Source organism: Campylobacter sp. RM9328 (assembly GCF_012978615.1).
Genome location: NZ_LIWF01000012.1, coordinates 48,435 through 67,861, shown reverse-complemented (window position 1 = coordinate 67,861; position 19,427 = coordinate 48,435). Strand labels below are relative to the sequence as shown.

Annotated in this window: 16 protein-coding genes and 5 tRNA genes; 6 read left to right on the top strand and 15 right to left on the bottom strand. The window is 38.6% G+C overall.

What is annotated here, in order from left to right:
* Window positions 1-340: 340 nt before the first annotated feature.
* The 6 genes from CCAL9328_RS08590 to CCAL9328_RS08565 form a co-directional block, all read right to left on the bottom strand.
* Window positions 341-1,021 carry a hypothetical protein gene (locus CCAL9328_RS08590; protein WP_170000445.1) on the bottom strand — a complete coding sequence of 227 codons (681 nt, stop codon included), beginning with the start codon at window positions 1,019-1,021 and terminating at the stop codon, window positions 341-343.
* Between the two features lie 181 nt (window positions 1,022-1,202).
* Window positions 1,203-1,292: transfer RNA gene (locus CCAL9328_RS08585), tRNA-Ser, on the bottom strand.
* A 48-nt stretch (window positions 1,293-1,340) separates the two neighbouring features.
* Window positions 1,341-1,496, bottom strand: a complete 156-nt coding sequence (locus tag CCAL9328_RS08580) for a hypothetical protein (protein ID WP_169938356.1) — start codon at window positions 1,494-1,496, stop codon at window positions 1,341-1,343.
* Between the two features lie 16 nt (window positions 1,497-1,512).
* A tRNA-Cys gene (locus tag CCAL9328_RS08575) sits at window positions 1,513-1,586 on the bottom strand.
* A gap of 21 nt (window positions 1,587-1,607) precedes the next feature.
* Window positions 1,608-1,693: transfer RNA gene (locus tag CCAL9328_RS08570), tRNA-Leu, on the bottom strand.
* Between the two features lie 13 nt (window positions 1,694-1,706).
* A tRNA-Gly gene (locus CCAL9328_RS08565) sits at window positions 1,707-1,781 on the bottom strand.
* 117 nt (window positions 1,782-1,898) lie between these two features.
* Between CCAL9328_RS08565 and CCAL9328_RS08560 the strand changes: the two genes are divergently transcribed.
* Window positions 1,899-1,974, top strand: a tRNA-Ala gene (locus tag CCAL9328_RS08560).
* 124 nt (window positions 1,975-2,098) lie between these two features.
* On the opposite strand, the gene CCAL9328_RS08555 is transcribed toward CCAL9328_RS08560, so the two are convergent.
* The 4 genes from CCAL9328_RS08555 to CCAL9328_RS08540 form a co-directional block, all read right to left on the bottom strand.
* The gene (locus CCAL9328_RS08555; RefSeq protein WP_170000444.1) at window positions 2,099-3,934 is read right to left on the bottom strand and encodes an aryl-sulfate sulfotransferase; all 1,836 of its coding nucleotides are present in this window, start codon (window positions 3,932-3,934) and stop codon (window positions 2,099-2,101) included.
* A gap of 328 nt (window positions 3,935-4,262) precedes the next feature.
* Window positions 4,263-6,071, bottom strand: coding sequence for an aryl-sulfate sulfotransferase (locus tag CCAL9328_RS08550; protein ID WP_170000443.1), 1,809 nt, complete (start codon window positions 6,069-6,071; stop codon window positions 4,263-4,265).
* Between the two features lie 25 nt (window positions 6,072-6,096).
* Window positions 6,097-6,720, bottom strand: coding sequence for a protein-disulfide oxidoreductase DsbI (dsbI, locus tag CCAL9328_RS08545; protein WP_170000442.1), 624 nt, complete (start codon window positions 6,718-6,720; stop codon window positions 6,097-6,099).
* 18 nt (window positions 6,721-6,738) lie between these two features.
* Window positions 6,739-7,410, bottom strand: a complete 672-nt coding sequence (locus tag CCAL9328_RS08540) for a thiol:disulfide interchange protein DsbA/DsbL (protein ID WP_170000441.1) — start codon at window positions 7,408-7,410, stop codon at window positions 6,739-6,741.
* Window positions 7,411-7,565: 155 nt separating this feature from the next.
* Here CCAL9328_RS08540 and CCAL9328_RS08535 point away from each other — a divergent pair, with 155 nt between their 5' ends.
* Window positions 7,566-9,209, top strand: a complete 1,644-nt coding sequence (locus CCAL9328_RS08535) for a sensor histidine kinase (RefSeq protein ID WP_170000440.1) — start codon at window positions 7,566-7,568, stop codon at window positions 9,207-9,209.
* Between the two features lie 3 nt (window positions 9,210-9,212).
* Window positions 9,213-9,893 (top strand): response regulator transcription factor, encoded by a 681-nt coding sequence (locus CCAL9328_RS08530; protein ID WP_169972392.1) that lies wholly within the window; start codon window positions 9,213-9,215, stop codon window positions 9,891-9,893.
* Between the two features lie 302 nt (window positions 9,894-10,195).
* Here CCAL9328_RS08530 and CCAL9328_RS08525 read toward each other — a convergent pair whose 3' ends face one another.
* The 5 genes from CCAL9328_RS08525 to CCAL9328_RS08505 form a co-directional block, all read right to left on the bottom strand.
* Entirely contained in the window at window positions 10,196-10,339 is a 144-nt protein-coding gene (locus CCAL9328_RS08525) for a hypothetical protein (RefSeq protein WP_169938342.1), read from the bottom strand.
* Between the two features lie 9 nt (window positions 10,340-10,348).
* Complete coding sequence (cydB, locus tag CCAL9328_RS08520) at window positions 10,349-11,467, bottom strand: cytochrome d ubiquinol oxidase subunit II (protein ID WP_169938368.1); 1,119 nt, start codon at window positions 11,465-11,467, stop codon at window positions 10,349-10,351.
* The gene (locus CCAL9328_RS08515) at window positions 11,460-12,989 is read right to left on the bottom strand and encodes a cytochrome ubiquinol oxidase subunit I (RefSeq protein ID WP_170000439.1); all 1,530 of its coding nucleotides are present in this window, start codon (window positions 12,987-12,989) and stop codon (window positions 11,460-11,462) included. Before CCAL9328_RS08515 ends, cydB begins: the two co-directional genes overlap by 8 nt.
* A gap of 78 nt (window positions 12,990-13,067) precedes the next feature.
* The gene (locus tag CCAL9328_RS08510) at window positions 13,068-14,570 is read right to left on the bottom strand and encodes a phosphoethanolamine transferase (RefSeq protein WP_170000438.1); all 1,503 of its coding nucleotides are present in this window, start codon (window positions 14,568-14,570) and stop codon (window positions 13,068-13,070) included.
* Window positions 14,571-14,598: 28 nt separating this feature from the next.
* Entirely contained in the window at window positions 14,599-14,814 is a 216-nt protein-coding gene (locus CCAL9328_RS08505; protein ID WP_169972389.1) for a DUF4492 domain-containing protein, read from the bottom strand.
* 206 nt (window positions 14,815-15,020) lie between these two features.
* Between CCAL9328_RS08505 and pyrG the strand changes: the two genes are divergently transcribed.
* The 3 genes from pyrG to CCAL9328_RS08490 are packed head-to-tail and all read left to right on the top strand — an operon-like array spanning window position 15,021 to window position 19,404.
* Window positions 15,021-16,655 carry a CTP synthase gene (gene pyrG, locus CCAL9328_RS08500; RefSeq protein ID WP_169972388.1) on the top strand — a complete coding sequence of 545 codons (1,635 nt, stop codon included), beginning with the start codon at window positions 15,021-15,023 and terminating at the stop codon, window positions 16,653-16,655.
* Window positions 16,645-18,222, top strand: coding sequence for a single-stranded-DNA-specific exonuclease RecJ (recJ, locus tag CCAL9328_RS08495; protein ID WP_169972387.1), 1,578 nt, complete (start codon window positions 16,645-16,647; stop codon window positions 18,220-18,222). The genes pyrG and recJ overlap by 11 nt, the downstream gene beginning before the upstream one ends.
* Before the next feature lie 15 nt (window positions 18,223-18,237).
* The gene (locus CCAL9328_RS08490; protein ID WP_169972386.1) at window positions 18,238-19,404 is read left to right on the top strand and encodes a MalY/PatB family protein; all 1,167 of its coding nucleotides are present in this window, start codon (window positions 18,238-18,240) and stop codon (window positions 19,402-19,404) included.
* The last annotated feature ends 23 nt before the right edge of the window (window positions 19,405-19,427 follow it).

Sequence of the window (19,427 nt, the reverse complement as noted above, 5' to 3'; positions counted from 1 at the left end):
GTTTTGTTTCCGAAATTCTTTTTATACAAAAATATGATTGTATAGTTTTTAAAAATCATGTAGTATGCACAAGATGGGATTAATTAAACTATTTGTCGACTAATTGTTGCAGCTGCTATAAATTAAAATTTCAATATAGTAAACCAGACTACTAATTCTAGAGATGAAGGCAAAGAACTATTGTGTGTTTTATGGAGATACAGGGTCAGTAGCTATCGCATAATTGGTTTACATATAAATAAGACTTGAATAAATTTAAGCTAACGGGTTGTACTTTGTGGGGTCTTAGTGGTCACCACTAGTGAGATATTTTGTCAGATTTATCAGACAAAAAGCATCCTCACCCAACAATGAATAGCCACAATTTTTGGATTAGTATACCCAGAAAGCGCATAACTATCTTGTGATAAATCATGAAATTTGTATAGAATCTTGCAGTCTTTATATGCAAATTTTTAGCCTCCACAAGATAGTTGCTATAGTCCTCAGCATCACCATAGTTTATCTTGGATAGATTTTTATTCTTTGAGAATTTATCAAACTCTCTAGCGGCTAGCAAGTATTTGTTTTTGGTGTTTTCAGTGCTTTTTTGTTTGACACACTCTGTTTTTATAAATTTCTTAGCGATATCTTTTGGACTTATGCTTGGTTCGATCTTGATCTCTTGAGTGGTTTTTTTCTCGTTATTTAAAGAGATAGGTCGATAGAAGTCAGACACTACTCGCTTAAATATCTCTCTATACTCTTTATAGTCTATATAGCCTTTGACAATATCTGCGCTGTTTTTAATGGATTTGATATATTTTTCAAAACTAGTGTATGACTCTTGGTAACCACTCATTTGAGTTGTTGAAATTTTATCTACTGTTGATTTTACTTTTATAGCGATAGCTTTAGCCTCATAAACATCATCTGTAAAAAGAGAGTGCTTGATAGTTACCCGTTTTCCATCTTTAAGAGCTTGATCAAAATAATAATAGCTCGATCTGTCTTTTATTTTCATTATCATCTTAGAAGCCATGGCAAACTCCTAAAATCAGCACGAAAAAACGTATGGTATAGAGATGCAATTTATTCAACAAATGGGCTATTTCTATTCCGCATATGCAAATTTGCATCAAAAATAGCAAAATTTGATATAAATGGAAAGTTGACTTAATGCTGATACAAACGATATTTGAAGAGGATTTTTTAATAATAAGTGGCCGGGAGATAGGGATTCGAACCCCAGGAGGCTTTCACACCTCAACGGTTTTCAAGACCGCCGCTTTCGACCGCTCAGCCATCTCCCGAAAAATAAGTTGTGATTATATCAAAATTAGCTTAAAATTTGATATAAATTATTCTGTTTTTTCCTTGACATAAGTAGCGCCATCATTTATCTTCTCTTTTGTCCATTCAGCCGCGTTTGAGCTATCAGCCTTTATGCCACTCCATGTATTTGAACAACCAGTAAAAAATACAAAAATAACAAAAACAAAAGATAAAATTCTCATGAACATCCCTTAGTCTTGGAGGCGACACCCGGATTCGAACCGGGGGTAAAAGCTTTGCAGGCTTCTGCCTTACCACTTGGCCATGTCGCCATACAAAAACTCTAACAAAAGTGGTGCCCAGAGCCGGACTTGAACCGGCACGGAAAAAAATCCGAGGGATTTTAAGTCCCTTGTGTCTACCATTCCACCACCTGGGCAACAAATAAAAAATGGAGCGGGAAACGAGATTCGAACTCGCGACCCTAACCTTGGCAAGGTTATGCTCTACCCCTGAGCTATTCCCGCGTTTTAAAAGGAGCAATTTTAACCAATCTTTGCTTAAAAATTTATTTGATTTTGCTTTAATTTTGTAAAATTTCAAAATTTTGTAAGAATGTTTTGTGTAAAATACCGAAACATTTTGGGGTTATAGCTCAGCTGGGAGAGCGCTTGAATGGCATTCAAGAGGTCGGCGGTTCGATCCCGCTTAACTCCACCAAAATTTATTCTATTATTCCATTCATTTTAAACTCGCAACTATTTTTGAGGATATTTTATTTAATCATTAAAGCGGATTTGTATGAAATTTAAGCCTCATTTTTGAGGCTTAAATTCTAAAAGCATTACTTTGTAAATGCCTTTTCTACGCTAAATGGAAACGCTTGATATCCCATCGCGTTTGTCATCTTAATCTCAATAGAGGGCTCTTTTGCACCCCATTCAAATTCGTTGATATGTGGGCTTGGTTGACCTACCGGACGACCTGTTGCTATATCAAACTGCATACCGGCAACAGCAGAGTAGGCAAATACGCTATCAAGATCATCTTGATACTGGGTTAGGCTGGTAACCGAGCTATACCACTCTGAGCCTCGCTCTTTGCCGTATTCCCATACTTGCTCTACTGTTTTGGCTTTTTCGTCTATTTTAAATACCACCGCCCTGCTGTATTTCATGCCGGCGATCGCAGGTTGCTCAAAGCCACGACTATCGCCGTTGTCAAATACTGTTAGGTAAACAACACCTTTTTTAGACTTGCTGTCTATTCTAAATGCTGTGTGCTGTGTGTATTGCCAGTCAAATCCACCCTTGTCGCTTTCATATCCCGGGCATTTTGTGTAGTCGTCTTCGCAGACTATTTTGTTGCCGTTTTTATCTACCGGTTGAAGCAAGGCTGATTTAAATTGCTCTTTCCAGCCTTTGTGTCCGCCCATTATCCATTTGACTTTTTTATCACGTCCGATTTTAATAACGGCATTTTGGTGGCGTGAGCTTATTATGATGCTATCGTCTGTTGGATCATGATCTACGCTGTTTACGTGAGCCCAGTTGCGTCCCGGACCTGATCCTACGATGTCACCCCATTTTTCCTCTTTATCCATAGACATTAGCTCATCTGTTGAGGCTGTATGACCGGCTTTTGAAGCATCAATGTTTAGACAAACTGCACCTTGGTCAAGCACTTTTAGGACAGTATCTCTGTAAGGATCTAAAATTTCATATAATCTCCAGTCATCCACTACGTTACCGTCGCGATCGACCTCAACTATCACATCTCTAACAGTGCGGACATTTCTACCGTCGGCCCTTTTGTAGTTTGCGTTTGCAACGCGTAGTAGATAGTGTCCGTTATCCATGACGTCCATAGAGTGAGAGAAGTCGTTGTATCCAGCAGGTAGTTCGCGGTTAAAAATTTCACGCCCTAAGATATCGTATTTGGCGTAATGTTGGCCGTATCCCCAAGTCATAGCTCCATCTGGATTTTGTTTAAAGCCCATCATAACGCCTGCGTTAAAAGGTTGTTTTAGGTCGTAAATTTTACTTGGCTCAAGATACCATCTGACCTCACCTTTTGTATCAAGAATAAAGTTGTTTGGGCTATAGTTCCACTCTATCGCGCCGCCTGCTGGGTTGTTCCATACGACTTTTGTGCCTTTTCCTGTTTTATTAACAAAGTTATTTACGTAGTAAAGTCTGTTTTCAAATTTTTTAGAAGCAGGTTTTACGACCTCGATCTTATCAAAAAGTGCTCCTTTTTGATTTGGCATGCCTGTGCTTTCAAGATATATGGCAGGAGCGTAAATTTTATACGTTTCTTTTATCTTCTCTTCGGCACCTTTATAAATTTTTGTGTATTCGACTTCGATAGTATTTTGGTAGTCCGGATACATGCCAAATACAGGAATTCCCCCGTGTGTGCGTAGATGTTTGTCGGCTACTTTATAGCTTATCACTTGTCCACCCGGTTTTGGGACAACTGTTACTTTTGCGTCTTTGATGGTATAGCCGCCGTTTTTGATAACAGCCGTAAGAGGAGCTGTATCGTAAGGATTTACAACTACTTCGCCGAGTTTGCCTACGACTGGATAGTCGATGTGTGCGCCGCTAGCGCCTCCGATGGCAAAGGCCGAAGTAACAATAAAGCTTGCCGCCATCACTGATGAAAGTATTTTTTTCATAAATTCCCCTTTTAGATTTATTCTATAACTACCAATATAATACTAAAACTGTAAAAACTTGATTAAATTAATTTCTGTAGCGTTATTTGCTCCTGTGGCTGTATTAAATATATTTATAATGTTCTAATCTCATTAATAATTTTAAAACGAATATTATTAAAACGCACCGATCCTAATCAAAAAATTTTAGAGGAATTTTCAAAAAATAAATTATTTTTTGTAGCCGCTTGTTTTTTCTATTTTATAGATACTTTTAAGAAGCAATGCAATGCAAGTTGTGAGACGTAGAACAAAATCAGCTTAGAGGGCTACCTCTAAGCTGGTAGTTTTATTTGCCTTTATTATTAAAGGCTTTATTTAGATCAAGTGGTATTGAGCGATAACCTACTGTACCACCCATTCCACTAAATTTAATCTCAACCTTAACATCTTGTGTACCATAAGCAATCTCATTTAAAATAGGCTCTTGAGGTCCCATTTTGTTTAGCTGTTTGCCTAGACCAGCAGTTGCAGAGTAAATAAACATAGAGTCACGCTCAGGTTGATACTCTACAACCGAAGTTATAGGGCTATACCAATCAAAGCCACGATCTTTACCATACTCCCACACTTGCTGAACAGTCATATTTTTCTCATCTATAATATACTCAACAGCACGGCTATATTTCATACTTGGAATTGCCGGTTGCTCATTATATCTTGCATCGCCGTTATCAAATACACTAAGCGCTAACTTGCTTTTACCGCTTTTTTCAGGAATTTTATATGCTGTATGCGAAGTCCAAGAATAGTCAAAATCTGTATTTTCGCATCTACCATTATCATCACACTCTAGCTTTTTACCGTTTTTATCGACTGGAGTTAAAAGTTTAGAGGCTAGCTCTTTGTTCCAACCAGCACGAGCAGCTAATATCCATTTTACTTTTTTATCACGTCCAATTTTTACAACTGCATTTTGATGTCTAATAGATAAAATAATACTATCATCGTTAGCATCGTAATTTACGCTATTTACGTGAGCCCAGTTTCTACCCGCGCCTACGCCTACTACGTCGCCCCAAGGCGCCTTATCATCCTCTAGCTCTTCAAGGCTTGCCGTAGTTCCTGCTTTTGAAGCATCTACGTTTAAGCATACCGCACCTTGATCCATAGCTTTTAGCACCACGTCTCTATAAGGATCAAGAATTTCCATCAGCTTCCACTCATCTACGATTTTGCCATCTTCATCTACCTCGATCATTACATCACGAACAGAGCGGACATTTTTACCATCTTTTCTCTTATAATCCGCACTTGCAACTCTCATTAGATAGCCTTTTGGAGTCTCTTCGATATGGTGAGAAAAGTCTATATATCCGTGTGGCAAACGTCTATCAAATATAATACGACCCATCATATCCATTTTTATATATCTTTGACCCATTCCAAATATAATGTGTCCATCTTTTGTTTGCTGAAAGCCCATCATATTGCCTTTGCGGTAGATATTATCCGGATCTCTTATCTCATCAGCTTTCATAAACCATCTTATATCCCCGTTAGAATCTATCGCCCAGTTAAATGGCTCATTATCCCATTCCATAGCACCGCCGTTTGGCATATTCCAGATTACTTGACCGGAATTTGGAATACTTGCTCTGATGATGTGATTTAACAGATAAATTCTATCCTTAAATTTGGCGTCCATTTTTATAACTTCGGCTTTTGGTACGGCTGTAGGCTGACCGGTTCCAGAGCTATTCATAAATACGGCAGGAGCGTAAATTTTATAGCTTTCGCTCATCTCTTTGCCGTTTCTTTTATAGCTTACTTCTACCGTATTTTGAAAGTCTGGATATAGTCCCCAAACCGGAATACCGCCGTGAGTAAGAACATCGGCGTTTGATACCGCATAACTAATATTTACGCCTTTTTCGCCTTTAGCTTTAACGGTTACTTTTGCATCCGTTACGCTATATCCGCCGTTTGAAATAACAGCTGTTAATGGAGAAGTTTTATATGGATTTACCATTACCGCACCTAAATTTCCTACCGCTTTGTAGCTAACAGGACCGCTAGAGCCTTTGGCAAAAGCGCAAGTGCTTAGACCGCCGATTAATAAGCCTGCGACAAGAGCCGACGAAAGTACCTTTTTCATAATATCTCCTTTATTGAAATGAATTCTATTTTTTAAATTTAACAACTAACCAACTAGCGACCATACCAAGTAGTATGATAAAGGTTAAGCCAAACCCTATAAGCGTGCAATCCGCCATAGACATAAAATGCTTTGAAGGAATCAGATACCAACCCTCGGCATATAAATCTACGAAAAATTGCTGCATAGAGCTTAACGTAACGCCGTCTGGAACCATAGGATTATCGTATCCGCAATCTCCGGTAGGCATAAACCAATCCGGAGCCCACTTTTCAAGCGGTAATCCAAACGGATAATGAGGTTCCGTCGAGCAGCCTTGCACTCCGAAAGGATCGTCTCCATGCACAGCTTCGTGAATCTTAGCCAGCTTAACGCTATACATTATGCCTTGAATCGCGCCCCAAAAGCTAAGTATGTAGCCTATAACTTTTAAAGCTACGTTTTTAGGACTTATAGCTACTAATAATCCGCCCGCCGTCATGCACAAAAACGCAAACCTTATATATACGCACTGCTCGCAAGGAGGCATATATACATAGACTTGAAAGAACGAGTGAGCCAGCACTACTAAAAACGCGCCGGCAAACGCCATAAGCAGCCACGGAAAGCGCGTATCTTGCCAAGCGGCTAATTTATCTATAAGCTTCATTTTTTATCCTAACCGGCTTTATTTAGCTAAAAGCTCTTTTACTAATTGCTCCATGCCGTCTATCGAAGTGATCTTTGCAGTATAGATTAGATATTTACCGTTTACTACGAATGCCGGAACGCCTTGAATTTTAGCCACGTCGTAGCTTGCATTCCACTCTTTTAGTAAATTTTGCACCTTTTCGTCTTTTAACGCAGCCTCAAAATCAGCCTTGCTTAGTCCGGTCGCATCAAGTCCTACTTTTAAGAACGCTTCAGGATCCTTGCCGTCGCTCCATCTCTCTTTTTTATCATGGTAAGCTTTATAGTAAGCCATCTTAGCTTTTTTAAACAAAGAGTCGTCGGAAAACGAGTTCTTTACTCCGTTAGCCTCGTCTTTTACTACCAAAACGGCAAATAGTTCGCTAGCCAAAGTCCCGTATTTACCTTTAGTTTTTAAGTGAAACGGTCTAAATTTAGCCGCGTCCCCTAGTTGCTCCACGACTTTAGGAGTTACGCTTTTATCGTATTTGTAGCAGAACGGACAATCGTAGCTAAATACTTTAATAAAAGTCTTATCCGCATTTGGAATAGGTTGCTCTAATTTAACGTAATCCGCCCCCTCGCTAAAAGCGCTTGCGCTAATAGCACCAAATATTGCCGCACAAGCTAAGAGCTTAACAGCCTTTGAGAATAAACCTAACTTTTTCATAATAGACTCCTTTGAATTTGGATTTATGAAATTATAACCTCGTTAGTTATCATAAAACTAACACTAAAATTAAAATTAGCTTAATTATTAAAATTTATATTCCGAGCGTTTTTATACTATAATGTCGCTTTTAAAAGGGCGAATTTAGGAGCGTTATGAAGCAAAGATATTTTAGCAATATAAACATTTATATGGTGATAATTATCGCAAGCGTCTTTGTCGTATTACTAGGAGTAAATACTTACGAAAGCGCTAAAGATAGATTAATAGAGCTATCTAATAAAAACAAGATAACTATTAGCGAGAATATCTTAGATACCTTTGGGTTTTGGTTCGACGAGAGGATAAACGCCGTTAATAGAGCTTCTAATTTTATAGAGCATTCAAATATATTAAAAAGCGACTCTCAGACAGCAAGCTTTCTTAAAAACTTTTATGAAAATTCTCCCGAATTCGACGTCGTTCAGCTTTTAACCGAAAAAGGTGATATATGGGTAAACGGCGAAAAGATACCGCCAAACGATAATATAGCGCCAAGATCTGGTCTTATATGGTATGTCGAAACAAAAAACGTCCAAGGCCCTACGGTAAATTTTATGCATAAACATCGATCCTTAAATCAAGGCACCTTAAATTTTTGCGTACCTAATTATATGGACGGAGAATTCGCCGCGGTTTTATGCGGAGTGGTTAAAGTAGAAAGCATATTTGAAAAGATTAAAAATTTTAAACTTCCGCCCGATTCTTACTCGTTCATCGTTACTCATAGCGGCGAAATTTTAACCCCTATGAGCGATCAAAAGCTAAAAAAAGATATCGAGGAGAGTTTTAAGGAGCTATTTTTAACCAATATTGATAAGAAGACTCTAAATTTAGGCTCTAATTTCATTGCGATTTCAGAGATTAAATACCTAAATTGGTTTGTGGGCGCGGGCTCCGATAACTCCAAAGAGACTAGTAAACTGATAGGCGATATCGGTAAAAATAGCGTCGCGCTACTTTTTGGATTTATCGCGCTGGCGTTAATCGCGAATTTGCTTCATAATCTTATGTATGCCAAGATAAATAAACGCAAAAAAGAGTATGAGATAATACTTGCGCATAAAGCAAAAATGAGCGAAGCAGGCGAGCTAATAAGCGGCATAAATCATCAGTTTATTCAGCCCGTTAATTCGTTAAATTTGATGATTTCTACGCTGCTTATGCTTGAATACGAAGATAAACTAGATAAAAAGACGCTAAAAGATATGCTTGTAAGCGGTGAAAAGTCGGTCATGCTTCTAAACGATACGATAAAGATTTTTAGAAATTTTTACAATACGAATGAAAGCTTGAGCGAATTTAGCGTCAAGCAAAGCATTAAAAATCTACTAACCCTAATGCATACAGAGCTAAGTCGCGCCAACGTAAGCGTAAATTTAAACGAATTCGAGGATAAAAAGGTAACGCAGATAGAAAACATCATTCAGCAAATTTTACTTATCCTGCTTCATAATGCAAAAGACGCTCTAACGGATAAATTTAAAGACGACGTCGCTAGTCGCCGAATCTCTATAGACGTAAAATTTGACGACGAGAGGTGCTATATCGACGTGAGCGAATTTGGCGGCGGAGTAAGCGATGAGCTGGCAAAAGCGATCTTTGCCGAGCCTAGAACTACTAAAAAACACGGAAGTGGAATAGGGCTGTATTTTGCTAAAAAATTAGCTAACGAGAAGATTGGGGGCGATTTAACGCTATTAAATAAAGCGATGCCGACCGTGTTTGAGCTTAGTTTTGAAATGAATTTGAAAGGTTAAAATATGACCGAAGAGTCTCTTAAATTACTAAAAAATTTATCGATTTTGATCGTAGAAGACGACGATATGGCTCGTCAAATGCTACTTAGCGGACTAAAGCCTTACTGCAAGGACGTATTTGAGGCTGCGGACGGACTTGAGGGGCTTGAGAAATTTAATAAATTTAACGTAGATATCATACTTACCGATATTCATATGCCTATGCTTAACGGCTTTGATATGATAAAAAAAATTTTGGCCGTCAAGCCGCATCAAAAATTTATAGTCTTTACTTCGTATGATACGGATAATAATCTGCTTAAAAGCGTGGAAGCCGGAGCCGCGTTATTTCTAACTAAACCTATAAATATCCAAGATCTGCGCTCTATGCTCATAACTCTTACTTGCAAAGCCGATGAAAAACTCGTCAAAATAAGCGATAAAGTAGCTATAAATTTAGCTAAGGAGAAAATTTACAAAGACGGACAGGAGGTCTATCTCACGTTTTTGCAAAATAAATTTTTCTGGCTTTTCGCTTATAATCTAAACAAGCTCGTAACTTACGATATGATAGAAGAATTCGTATACGAAAACGAACCTATCAACAAAAGCGCGATACAAAACGCCGTAAGTCGCCTAAAAAAAGAGCTAGGCATAAATATCAAAAATCACTTTGAAAGCGGGTATGTTTTAGCGGTGGAGTAAATTCGTGTTTTATATATGACAGCAATGTTAAAATTTTGAGTTTATTTATGCTTGCTTTTTTGAAGCAAGAGAAAATCTGCTTACGTTTGGTCCTGCTTGTTTTACTTTGGTCACAGGAGTTACAAGCAAAACCAAAAGTAGAACATCTTATCTCCTTTTGGAATATTTAGCGAAATTATATCAGCGGCCTTACACGCAAAGCTATCACAAAAATTAAATTTTAAGGACTAGTGTGGAAATTTGAAATTTGGGGGAAAATTAGAGGAAACTGGAGCCAAGCGCAGCTAGCGCTTGGCAAAATTTTAGTGGCTCTGATCTGTGTCTTTTAGATTGTCAAAATATCTCTCGGGATATTTTTCGACTTGTTTTATGTTTAGAAGGACAAATTTATAGCTCGCAAATAGCGCGACTATCCAAAGCGAAAAGAAAAATATAGCTGATGTCATCATCTCTCCTTAATATGCGTGATGGTCGTTTGCGATCTCATCAGTCGTGATTTTGCGGCTATCAATTGCACGCCAGACGACGAAAATATAGCCCAGTACTACCGGTACAAGCAGACTCACATAGGCCATTACATTTAACGTATAGTGGCTGGAGCTTGCATTTTTGATCGTGAGTGAGCTTTGTAGATGGCTAAACGACGGATAAAATGCGGTATTGTTTAGTCCTGTGATCAAGAACAATGAAGTAACAACCAAGACTACACCTAGTCCATAAGGAAAGATCGCGTGTATACTCTTTGTAAAAGCACCTTTAAAAATACTATAAAGAACGGTTACGACACCAACAGTCATCGCAAGTGCGATCATAGGCATTTTTACTAAATTTAGAGAGTATTTGTATTTGCTTAGCGTAACCACGCCGTTTGCATCGTATTCAAATCCGTCTTTTGTAAGTATCCAAAACAAAAATGCCAAGAAAAACGGTAAAAACAAAATGGTATTTTTAAGCACCGCTTTTCTTGCGTTTGCCCTTAACTCCTCGTCGTCTATGTTATTTATAAGATATAAAGCACCGCCTATACGAGACAGGAAAAACATCGCAAGACCAAGCAGGTATAGCATCGGGTTGGCTAAAGCTTCAAGTCCGCGCCAAGGTGTTTGCCAATCAACGAAATTTCTTTCATTTAGCATAAAGTCGCTTCCTGAAAAAAATGTACTAACTGCCATTCCTATCAAGATAACGCCAAGCGAGCCATTTATATAAAGAAAAATTTCATAAGTTTTTACACCTAGAAAATTATCAGGTTTTTTGCGGTATTCGTAGCTTACAGCTTGAAGTATAAAACAAAACAAGATCGCAAGCCAAACCCAATACGCACCACCAAAGCTTGTTGCATAAAAGAGTGGAAATGCCGCAAAACAAGCGCCGCCAAACATAACAAGCGTGGTAAAGGTAAGCTCCCATTTGCGACCGATAGAATTTATGATCATATCTTTTTGAAGTTCGTTTTTAGCGAGTGAAAAGATAAGTGTTTGTCCGCCTTGAACAAACATCATAAACACAAGCAGCCCGCCAAGCAAACTAACTATAAACCACCAGTAAAATTGAAGAATTTCTAAACTAAACATGACTTTCAAATCCTATCTTTATCTGTTTTGACATGATTTTTATCTCAGCTATAAGTAGCGTCGTAAAAAGCACGGCAAATAGCGTGAAAGAAATTTTCACGTTTGTATCGGCTAAATTTGTAGCGCCGACACCTACGGTCATGAGGTCTTGTATCGCCCAAGGTTGGCGACCGACTTCTGCCACTATCCATCCTGCCTCAGCCGCAATGTATCCAAGCGGTATGCTAAGCACACAAAGCCAAAGGAGTTTTGGAAAGTTTTCGATCTCGTTTGCCATGCAAAGGTAGGTAACAACCAAAAATAGCGCTATAAAGTAACCCCCAAGTGTAACCATAAGGTGAAAGCTGTAAAATGTAGTTGCTACAGGAGGAATGGCATCTTCTGGTTTATCAAGGTAGTTGTAGCCTAAAAATTTCATATTTTCATCTAAAATTTTTGCAGCATCTTGGGCTGTTTGCGTATCGCCTGACTTCTTAGCTTCTTTATAAATTTTAAGTGCGTCGGCTGCGATTTTGCCTTTTTCCATCTTGCTTGCGACACTTTCTACGCCATGTGTTTCATTTCCGTAAACCAAGTCGTCGATCCCCGGTATAAAGCCCTCTATGCTTCTTGTGCCAAGCAAAGATAGCATGTAAGGTACTTCAAGGTCTATTAAGAACGGGTCTTTGTCATCACCGGGTTTTTTACTTGGATCCAAAATTCCCATAGCGACTAGACCTTGTCTAGTATCTCCCTTATAAAGACCTTCCATTGCAGCTAGTTTCATGGGTTGAGCTTTTGCAGCTTGGTATCCGCTCTCGTCACCGCTAAATAGTAAAAACAAAGACGTGATAAGTCCAAAACTAGTAGCTACTATCATGCTCTTTTTTGCCATAACAAGATGACGACCTTTTAGGATAAACCATGCCGAAATTCCTATAACAAAAAGTGCAGAGATGACATATCCGCTAGTAACCGTATGTAAAAATTTAATGATACCGACCGGGCTAAGTGCTACTTCGAAGAAATTTTCCATCTCCATCCTTGCGGTATCTGGATTAAATTTCATGCCGATAGGGTATTGCATCCAGCCGTTTGCGACAAGTATCCAAAGTGCGCTTAAATTTGAGCCGATCGCAACAAGCCAAGTAGAGATAAGGTGAAATTTTTTACTTACTTTATCCCAACCAAAGAACATTACGGCAAAGAATGTGCTTTCCATAAAGAACGCAAGTAGTCCTTCTATCGCAAGCGGTGCTCCGAAGATATCACCCACAAACCAGCTGTAATTTGCCCAGTTTGTGCCAAATTCAAATTCCATTATGATGCCCGTCGCAACACCGATAGCGAAGTTAATGCCAAAAAGTTTTAGCCAAAATTTGGTTATGTCACGCCACTCTTTGTTGCCTGTTTTGACATAAATGCTCTCCATTATCGCGATAATGAAGCTAAGTCCCAGTGTGAGCGGAACAAATAGAAAATGATACAGAGCCGTTAATGCAAACTGTGCCCTAGACCAATCAACCGAAGCTAATTCAGCCATATTTTTCCTTTAAAAAAAATTATTATTCTCGATTATAATACAAATTTCATTTTTTTTAAATAAATTTGCTAAAAACGGCTATTTAAAGCTGCTAATATCAATTGCGGGATCACCGCTTATATTTTTTATCAGCATTTTTGAATTTAAAAAATCATCTTGTTTGACTTCTTCAAAAACATCACTTATCTCGTTAAAATTTTCAGTTTGCACACCGATCCATTTTGCAAAGCTTTGTGGAAAATGGCTTTGATAACTCTCGTTTTGTATAAATTTTCTACCATTATCATCGCTTGAAATTTTAAGTAAAGGCACCTGTAAATGCTCTTTTGCTATATGTTCTACCGCCAAAAGTTCAACAGGTTTTTTGACGTGAGTTAGCCCGTGATCGCTAAAATATATCATAGAAAAACTTTCGTTGTTTTCTTGTAAATTTCTTGTCAGAATTTCATAAACCGACTTAAGGTCGTTGTCCGTTTGCCTTATGCTTTCGACATAGCAGTTTATCTTAAATGTCGCTTCGTCTGGGTATTTAAGATACTCTTTTGAAGATAGCTTGTTGCAAATTATCGGATGAGAGCCTATAAAATGCAAAAATATAACACGCGGTTTTTGTGATGGAGTATCAAAAATTTTAGCAAAATGACCAACCAAATCGCTATCAAATTTACCGCCTCCTTCTTTTGGCATGAAATACACATTTTTTGCGCGTTTAGCAACCAAGGTAGTAAGTGTGTCGTAGTATCCTAGATAGCCTTGGTTAGAAAACCAAAATGTTTCAAAGCCGCTTAAATTTGCCAGATCGACGATGTTTAAATTTAAATTTCTATTGTGATTTAAAGTTCCATTGAGTGAAGGGATGGTGTTTATCCCGACTGCATTAAAGCCGTCTATGAAAGTGCCGTTTACACTGCTTAAAAACGGGTTGTTTTTGACGCTATAGCCGTAAATTTCATGATAGTCACGTCTTGCGCTCTCACCGATAACAACGACATGGTTTTGGTATTTGTTATCTATGCTTTTTATTTGCCATTGCGGCTTTATGACCGTGTTTTGATATAGTTTTAAGTCGTTGTATGATTTTTGAAAAAACTTAATTGACTTAAAAAAAGAACTAGTAGTTGCTATACCCCAGAGTTTTCCAGTAGCTGTGGCTACGGCAAAAAGTGTAAAAAATATAAAAATTTGCCTTTTTGTTAAAACTGTTTTGTTTGTTTTTCTAAGATAAATTATCAAAGATAAAGAAAAAATCGAAAGCAAAACATACTCTGCAGGCAGAGTTCTTGAAAATTCGCTAGCCTCGCTTAAGTAGGTGCCAAATATCGACATTACAAATGCCTCATTTACCATACCGTTTGTAAGTCCCACCGGTGCATAAAAGCATAAAAATAGCACGAAAGGGAAAAATATCAGCCAAAAAATATAGCGAAATTTCACAAAAAGCCAAACGCTACCATAAAGATATAAGGTATTAAGAAGTAGCTTTAAAAGCTCGTTGTATCCTCCACTGTATGTTAATCTCCCGGTTCCTAGGCACATGTATACGCATACCAGCGCTAATGCCAAATTTATAAAAATTTTCATCTTTTGTATCCAACATAAATATAAATTTTTACTCTTTTGTTAAATTTTCAATGACAAAATTTGCTTTTTCGTCGTCTGATTGAAATTTGGTATTGAGTGTTTCACTGAAGAAAAATATCTTAAGTATACCAAACATAATGAGAAGCTTTATTAAAATAATCGCCCAGAGCCTCTTGCCGAGTTTCATGTTTTTAAAGCCGTCGCTGTATAGTTTAAAGAAATTTATTAGATAGTTTTTACTCATCCGCAAAGTCTATAACAATCAAACTTAAACTAGGTTTAGTTATCAAGTCATTTTGCGTGAAACAATGTCGTTTTTACTCGAATTTTCCTGTTTGCTCTTTATATATTTAAACCGCTTTTGTGGGTGTTTTGTGATTAAAACATGGTGTATTTTAAATTTAAAAAGATATAATTGAGCCATTAAAATATTAAAATAAAGGAAAATTTATGGTTAAAGAGACGAAGTATATTTTTATAACAGGTGGCGTTTTAAGCTCACTTGGTAAAGGTATCGCGGCTGCTAGTATCGCCACACTCTTAAAGAATGTCGGCTTAAAGGTAAGTATGCTAAAGGCAGATCCTTATATAAACGTTGACCCGGGAACTATGAGCCCTCTTGAACATGGTGAGGTTTTTGTTACGGATGACGGTGCGGAGACAGACCTTGACCTTGGACATTATGAGAGATTTTTAGATGAAAGCCTAAGTCAGGATAATAACTTTACGACAGGTCGCGTTTATAGCGCCGTTATAGAAAAAGAGCGAAGAGGGGACTACCTTGGTAAGACGATACAGGTTATACCTCATATCGTTGGTGAGATCGTAGACCGTATCAAAAAAGCAGGAGAGGGTAAAGACGTTTTGATAGTAGAGATCGGCGGAACAGTCGGCGATATCGAAGGTTTGCCGTTTTTAGAAGCTATCCGTGCACTTCGTGTTGAGGTTGGTAAAAAACGCGCTATGAATATCCACCTAACGCTCGTGCCTTATATAAAAGTTGCCGGCGAGTTAAAGACCAAACCTACACAACACAGTGTGGGCGAGCTTCGCCGTATCGGCATAAGCCCCGATATGATAATATGCCGAAGCGAAATGACTCTAAACCGTGAGTTAAAAGATAAGATCGCGTCAAGTTGCGGCGTGGAGAAAAATTGCGTTATAGAAAGCTCGGACAGCGCAAGTATCTATCAAATTCCGCTTGCGTTTTTAAAGCAAGACATACTAACTCCTATAGCTGAAAATTTAGGGCTTGGCGAGCTAAAACCTGATATGTCGCAATGGGATAGTTTGGTAAAACGTATCATCGCGCCAACTGACGAGACGACTATAGCTTTTGTAGGCAAATACGTTGATCTAAAAGAGAGTTATAAGAGTCTAACCGAAAGTATCATCCATGCAGGAGCAAATTTGGACGCAAGAGTAAATTTAAAGTGGATAGATAGCGAGAAGATAGAGCCAACGAATGTCGAAGAGTTGCTTAAAGATGTTGACGGTGTTTTGGTGGCAGGCGGCTTTGGCGAACGCGGTGTTAGCGGAAAGATCGAGGCGATAAAATTTGCCCGTGAAAACAAGATCCCGTATCTTGGAATTTGCCTTGGCATGCAGCTTGCACTTATAGAATTTGCAAGAAATGTCTTAAAACTCGAAGATGCAAATTCGATCGAATTTAATACCGAATGCAAAAATCCGATCATCTATCTAATAGACAGCTTTATAGACGCTAGCGGTCAAAAGCAAATTCGCACACATAAAAGCCCGTTAGGTGGCACTATGAGACTTGGCGCTTATGCATGTGACATAAAAGCAAATTCTTTGTTAAGTGAAATTTACGGCAAGGTAAAAACCGTAAAAGAGCGCCATCGCCATCGCTATGAGGCAAATCCAAAATACAGAGAGAGTTTTGAAAAAGCCGGGCTTATAGTAAGCGGTGAAAGCAACGGCTTGATAGAGGCTATCGAGATCAAAAACCACCCATGGTTTATAGGAGTGCAGTTTCACCCTGAATTTACTTCGCGTTTAACAAAGCCAAACCCAACAATACTGGGCTTTATACGCGCTAGTATAGCAAACCATGCTAAGTAAGGAGGAGATTAGGAATTTATTAGAGCTTAGATTTAGCAAAGACATACACAAGAAGCTTTCTGAAATTCCTACTCCAAGCGTCTTAAAGGATATCTTTAAAGGCGCGACGCGTATCAAAGAGGCGATAGAGCGTGAAGAACATATAGTCATTGTTGGGGATTATGATGTAGACGGCGTCGTCTCTAGTGTGATATTGGCAGAATTTTTTGATGATTTGGGAGTTAGCAACTATCAAGTTCGCATACCAAATCGCTTTAAGGATGGATACGGGTTAAGTCCTGATATGATCGATGAACTCGATGATAACGTATCGCTTATCATCACCGTTGATAACGGCATAAGTGCAAACGAGGCAGCCAAAATTTGTAAAGAAAAGGGCATTGATCTCATCATAACAGATCATCATATGCCCCCGCTTATCTTGCCTGAGGCCTATGCTATCATTAACCCAAAGCAGCCTGACTGCTCCTTTCCAAATATCGAAATTTGCGGTGCAGAAGTTGCGTGGTATTTAGTTGGCGCGATGAAAGAAATTTGCAAACTAAACTATGATATGGCGAAATTTTTAGAGCTCTTAGCTATAGCTATCATAGCTGATATGATGGAATTAAGAGATATGAATAGGATGCTTGTTAAACTGGGAGTTATAAGGTTAAACAGCTCAAAACGTGCCGCATTTACAGCGATAAAAGAATTTTACGGCAAGGATAAATTCGAGTGTGACGACATTAGTTTTCTTATCGCACCTCTTATAAATTCGGCCGGTCGCATGGATGATGCGATGAATTCGTTTTATTTTTTACGCTCTAAAAACATAAACGAAGCCTATGAATACCTTGACATGATCATAGAATTTAATAACTCTCGTAAAGAAGAGGAGAGGACGCTCTTTGAGTGCTCGTTAAAGGATGTTTCTGAAAATGACGAGATTATCGTAACTTGGGGTGAGCAGTGGCATGAGGGGGTTATCGGCATAGTTGCAAGCCGTTTAGCAAAGCATTTTGGTAAGCCGGCTATAGTTTTTAGCGTAGATAAAGGAAGAGCCAAAGGCAGTGCCAGAAGTGTTGGTAAGCTTGATATACTTTCGCTTATCGCACAACATGACGAACTTTTAAATAGTTACGGCGGACACAAGGGTGCGGCAGGGCTTGTTTGCGATCCGGAAAATTTAGAGAAATTTAAAAAGGCGATAAATCAAAGCTGCTTTTTAATGGATGACCTGCAAACATTTCTTCATTCAGATGAGTTGCTTGGTGATATAGATGCGAACGAAATCGACTTTGAGTTGCTTGAAATTTTAGAGTCTTTCGAGCCTTACGGGCAGAAAAATCCACGCCCTGTGTTTAAGATACGAGATATTTTAGTGAAAAATGAACGCCTCATAGGCAGGGACCAAAACCACTTAAAGCTTATATTGCAAAAAGATGATAAGACGCTTGAGGCGCTGTTTTTTAACTTTAATCATCATGCAAGAGCGGGTGATGTCATAGACATAGTATTTTCGGTTTCAAAAAATTCATTTCGCGGACTCATCACTCCGCAACTTTTGATCAGGGAAATAAGCTAAATTTAAAGGAAGAGCATGAAATACGACTTTGATACCTTGGTTGACAGAAGTGCCACCAATTCATCAAAATGGCGCACCAATGGCGATGAACTGCCTATGTGGGTGGCAGATATGGACTTTAAGGCTGCACCAGAAATCTTATCTGCTATACAAAAAAGACTTGATAATGGCGTATTTGGCTACTCGTATATCCCAAATGAGTGGAATGAGGCGATTTGCTCTTGGTGGCAACGCAGACATGGAGTAAAATTTGAGCCAAATTCCATGATGTTTTGCACGGGTATAGTTCCTGCTATGAGCTCTGCCGTGCGCAAATTTACAAGCGTTGGAGACAAGGTAGTAGTCCAAGCCCCGGTTTATCATCTGTTTTTTAACTGCATAACAAACAACGGCAGACAAGTCCTATCAAACGACCTTGTTTATGAAAATGGTGAGTATTGTATCGACTTTGATGATCTTGAAGAAAAGCTTTCAGATCCGCTCACGACTATGATGTTGCTTTGCAACCCTCAAAATCCAGCAGGTAAAATTTGGAGCAAAACCGATCTTGCTCGCATCGGTGAGCTTTGCTATAAATACGGCGTTTTAGTGCTTAGTGATGAGATACATTGCGACTTGACCGATCCCGGGAAAAGTTACGTGCCATTTGCTAGTATAAATGAAATTTGTGCGCAAAACTCTATCACTTGCGTTTCTGCCACAAAGGCATTTAACATCGCAGGACTTCAGACTTCAGCCGTTATCGTTCCAAACAAAACTCTAAGAGTCAGGATGAACAGAGCTTTAAATACAGACGAGGTTGCCGAAGCAAACGCCTTTGCTATAACGGCAACTATAGCCGCATTTAACGAGGGTGAGGCATGGCTTGATGAGCTAAATCGTTATGTATATGAAAATAAACTCTTGGTTAAGGAATTTATCGAGCGAGAAAATTTACCTATCCGTCTAGTTCCTTCGGACGCCACTTATTTGTTATGGCTAGACTGCTCTAAAATTTGTGAGAATTCAAGCGAATTTACTAAATTTTTAAGAGAAAAAGCAGGACTTTGGCTAAATGACGGCAATGCATATCGTGGTGGAAAGTGTTTTGTTAGAATGAATATTGCAACCCAAAAAGAGCGAGTTTTGGAAGGGCTTAGGCGATTAAAAGCCGGAGTTTTGGCTTATCAAAACGCAAAATGATAAATTTGTCTTAGGTGTAGTTC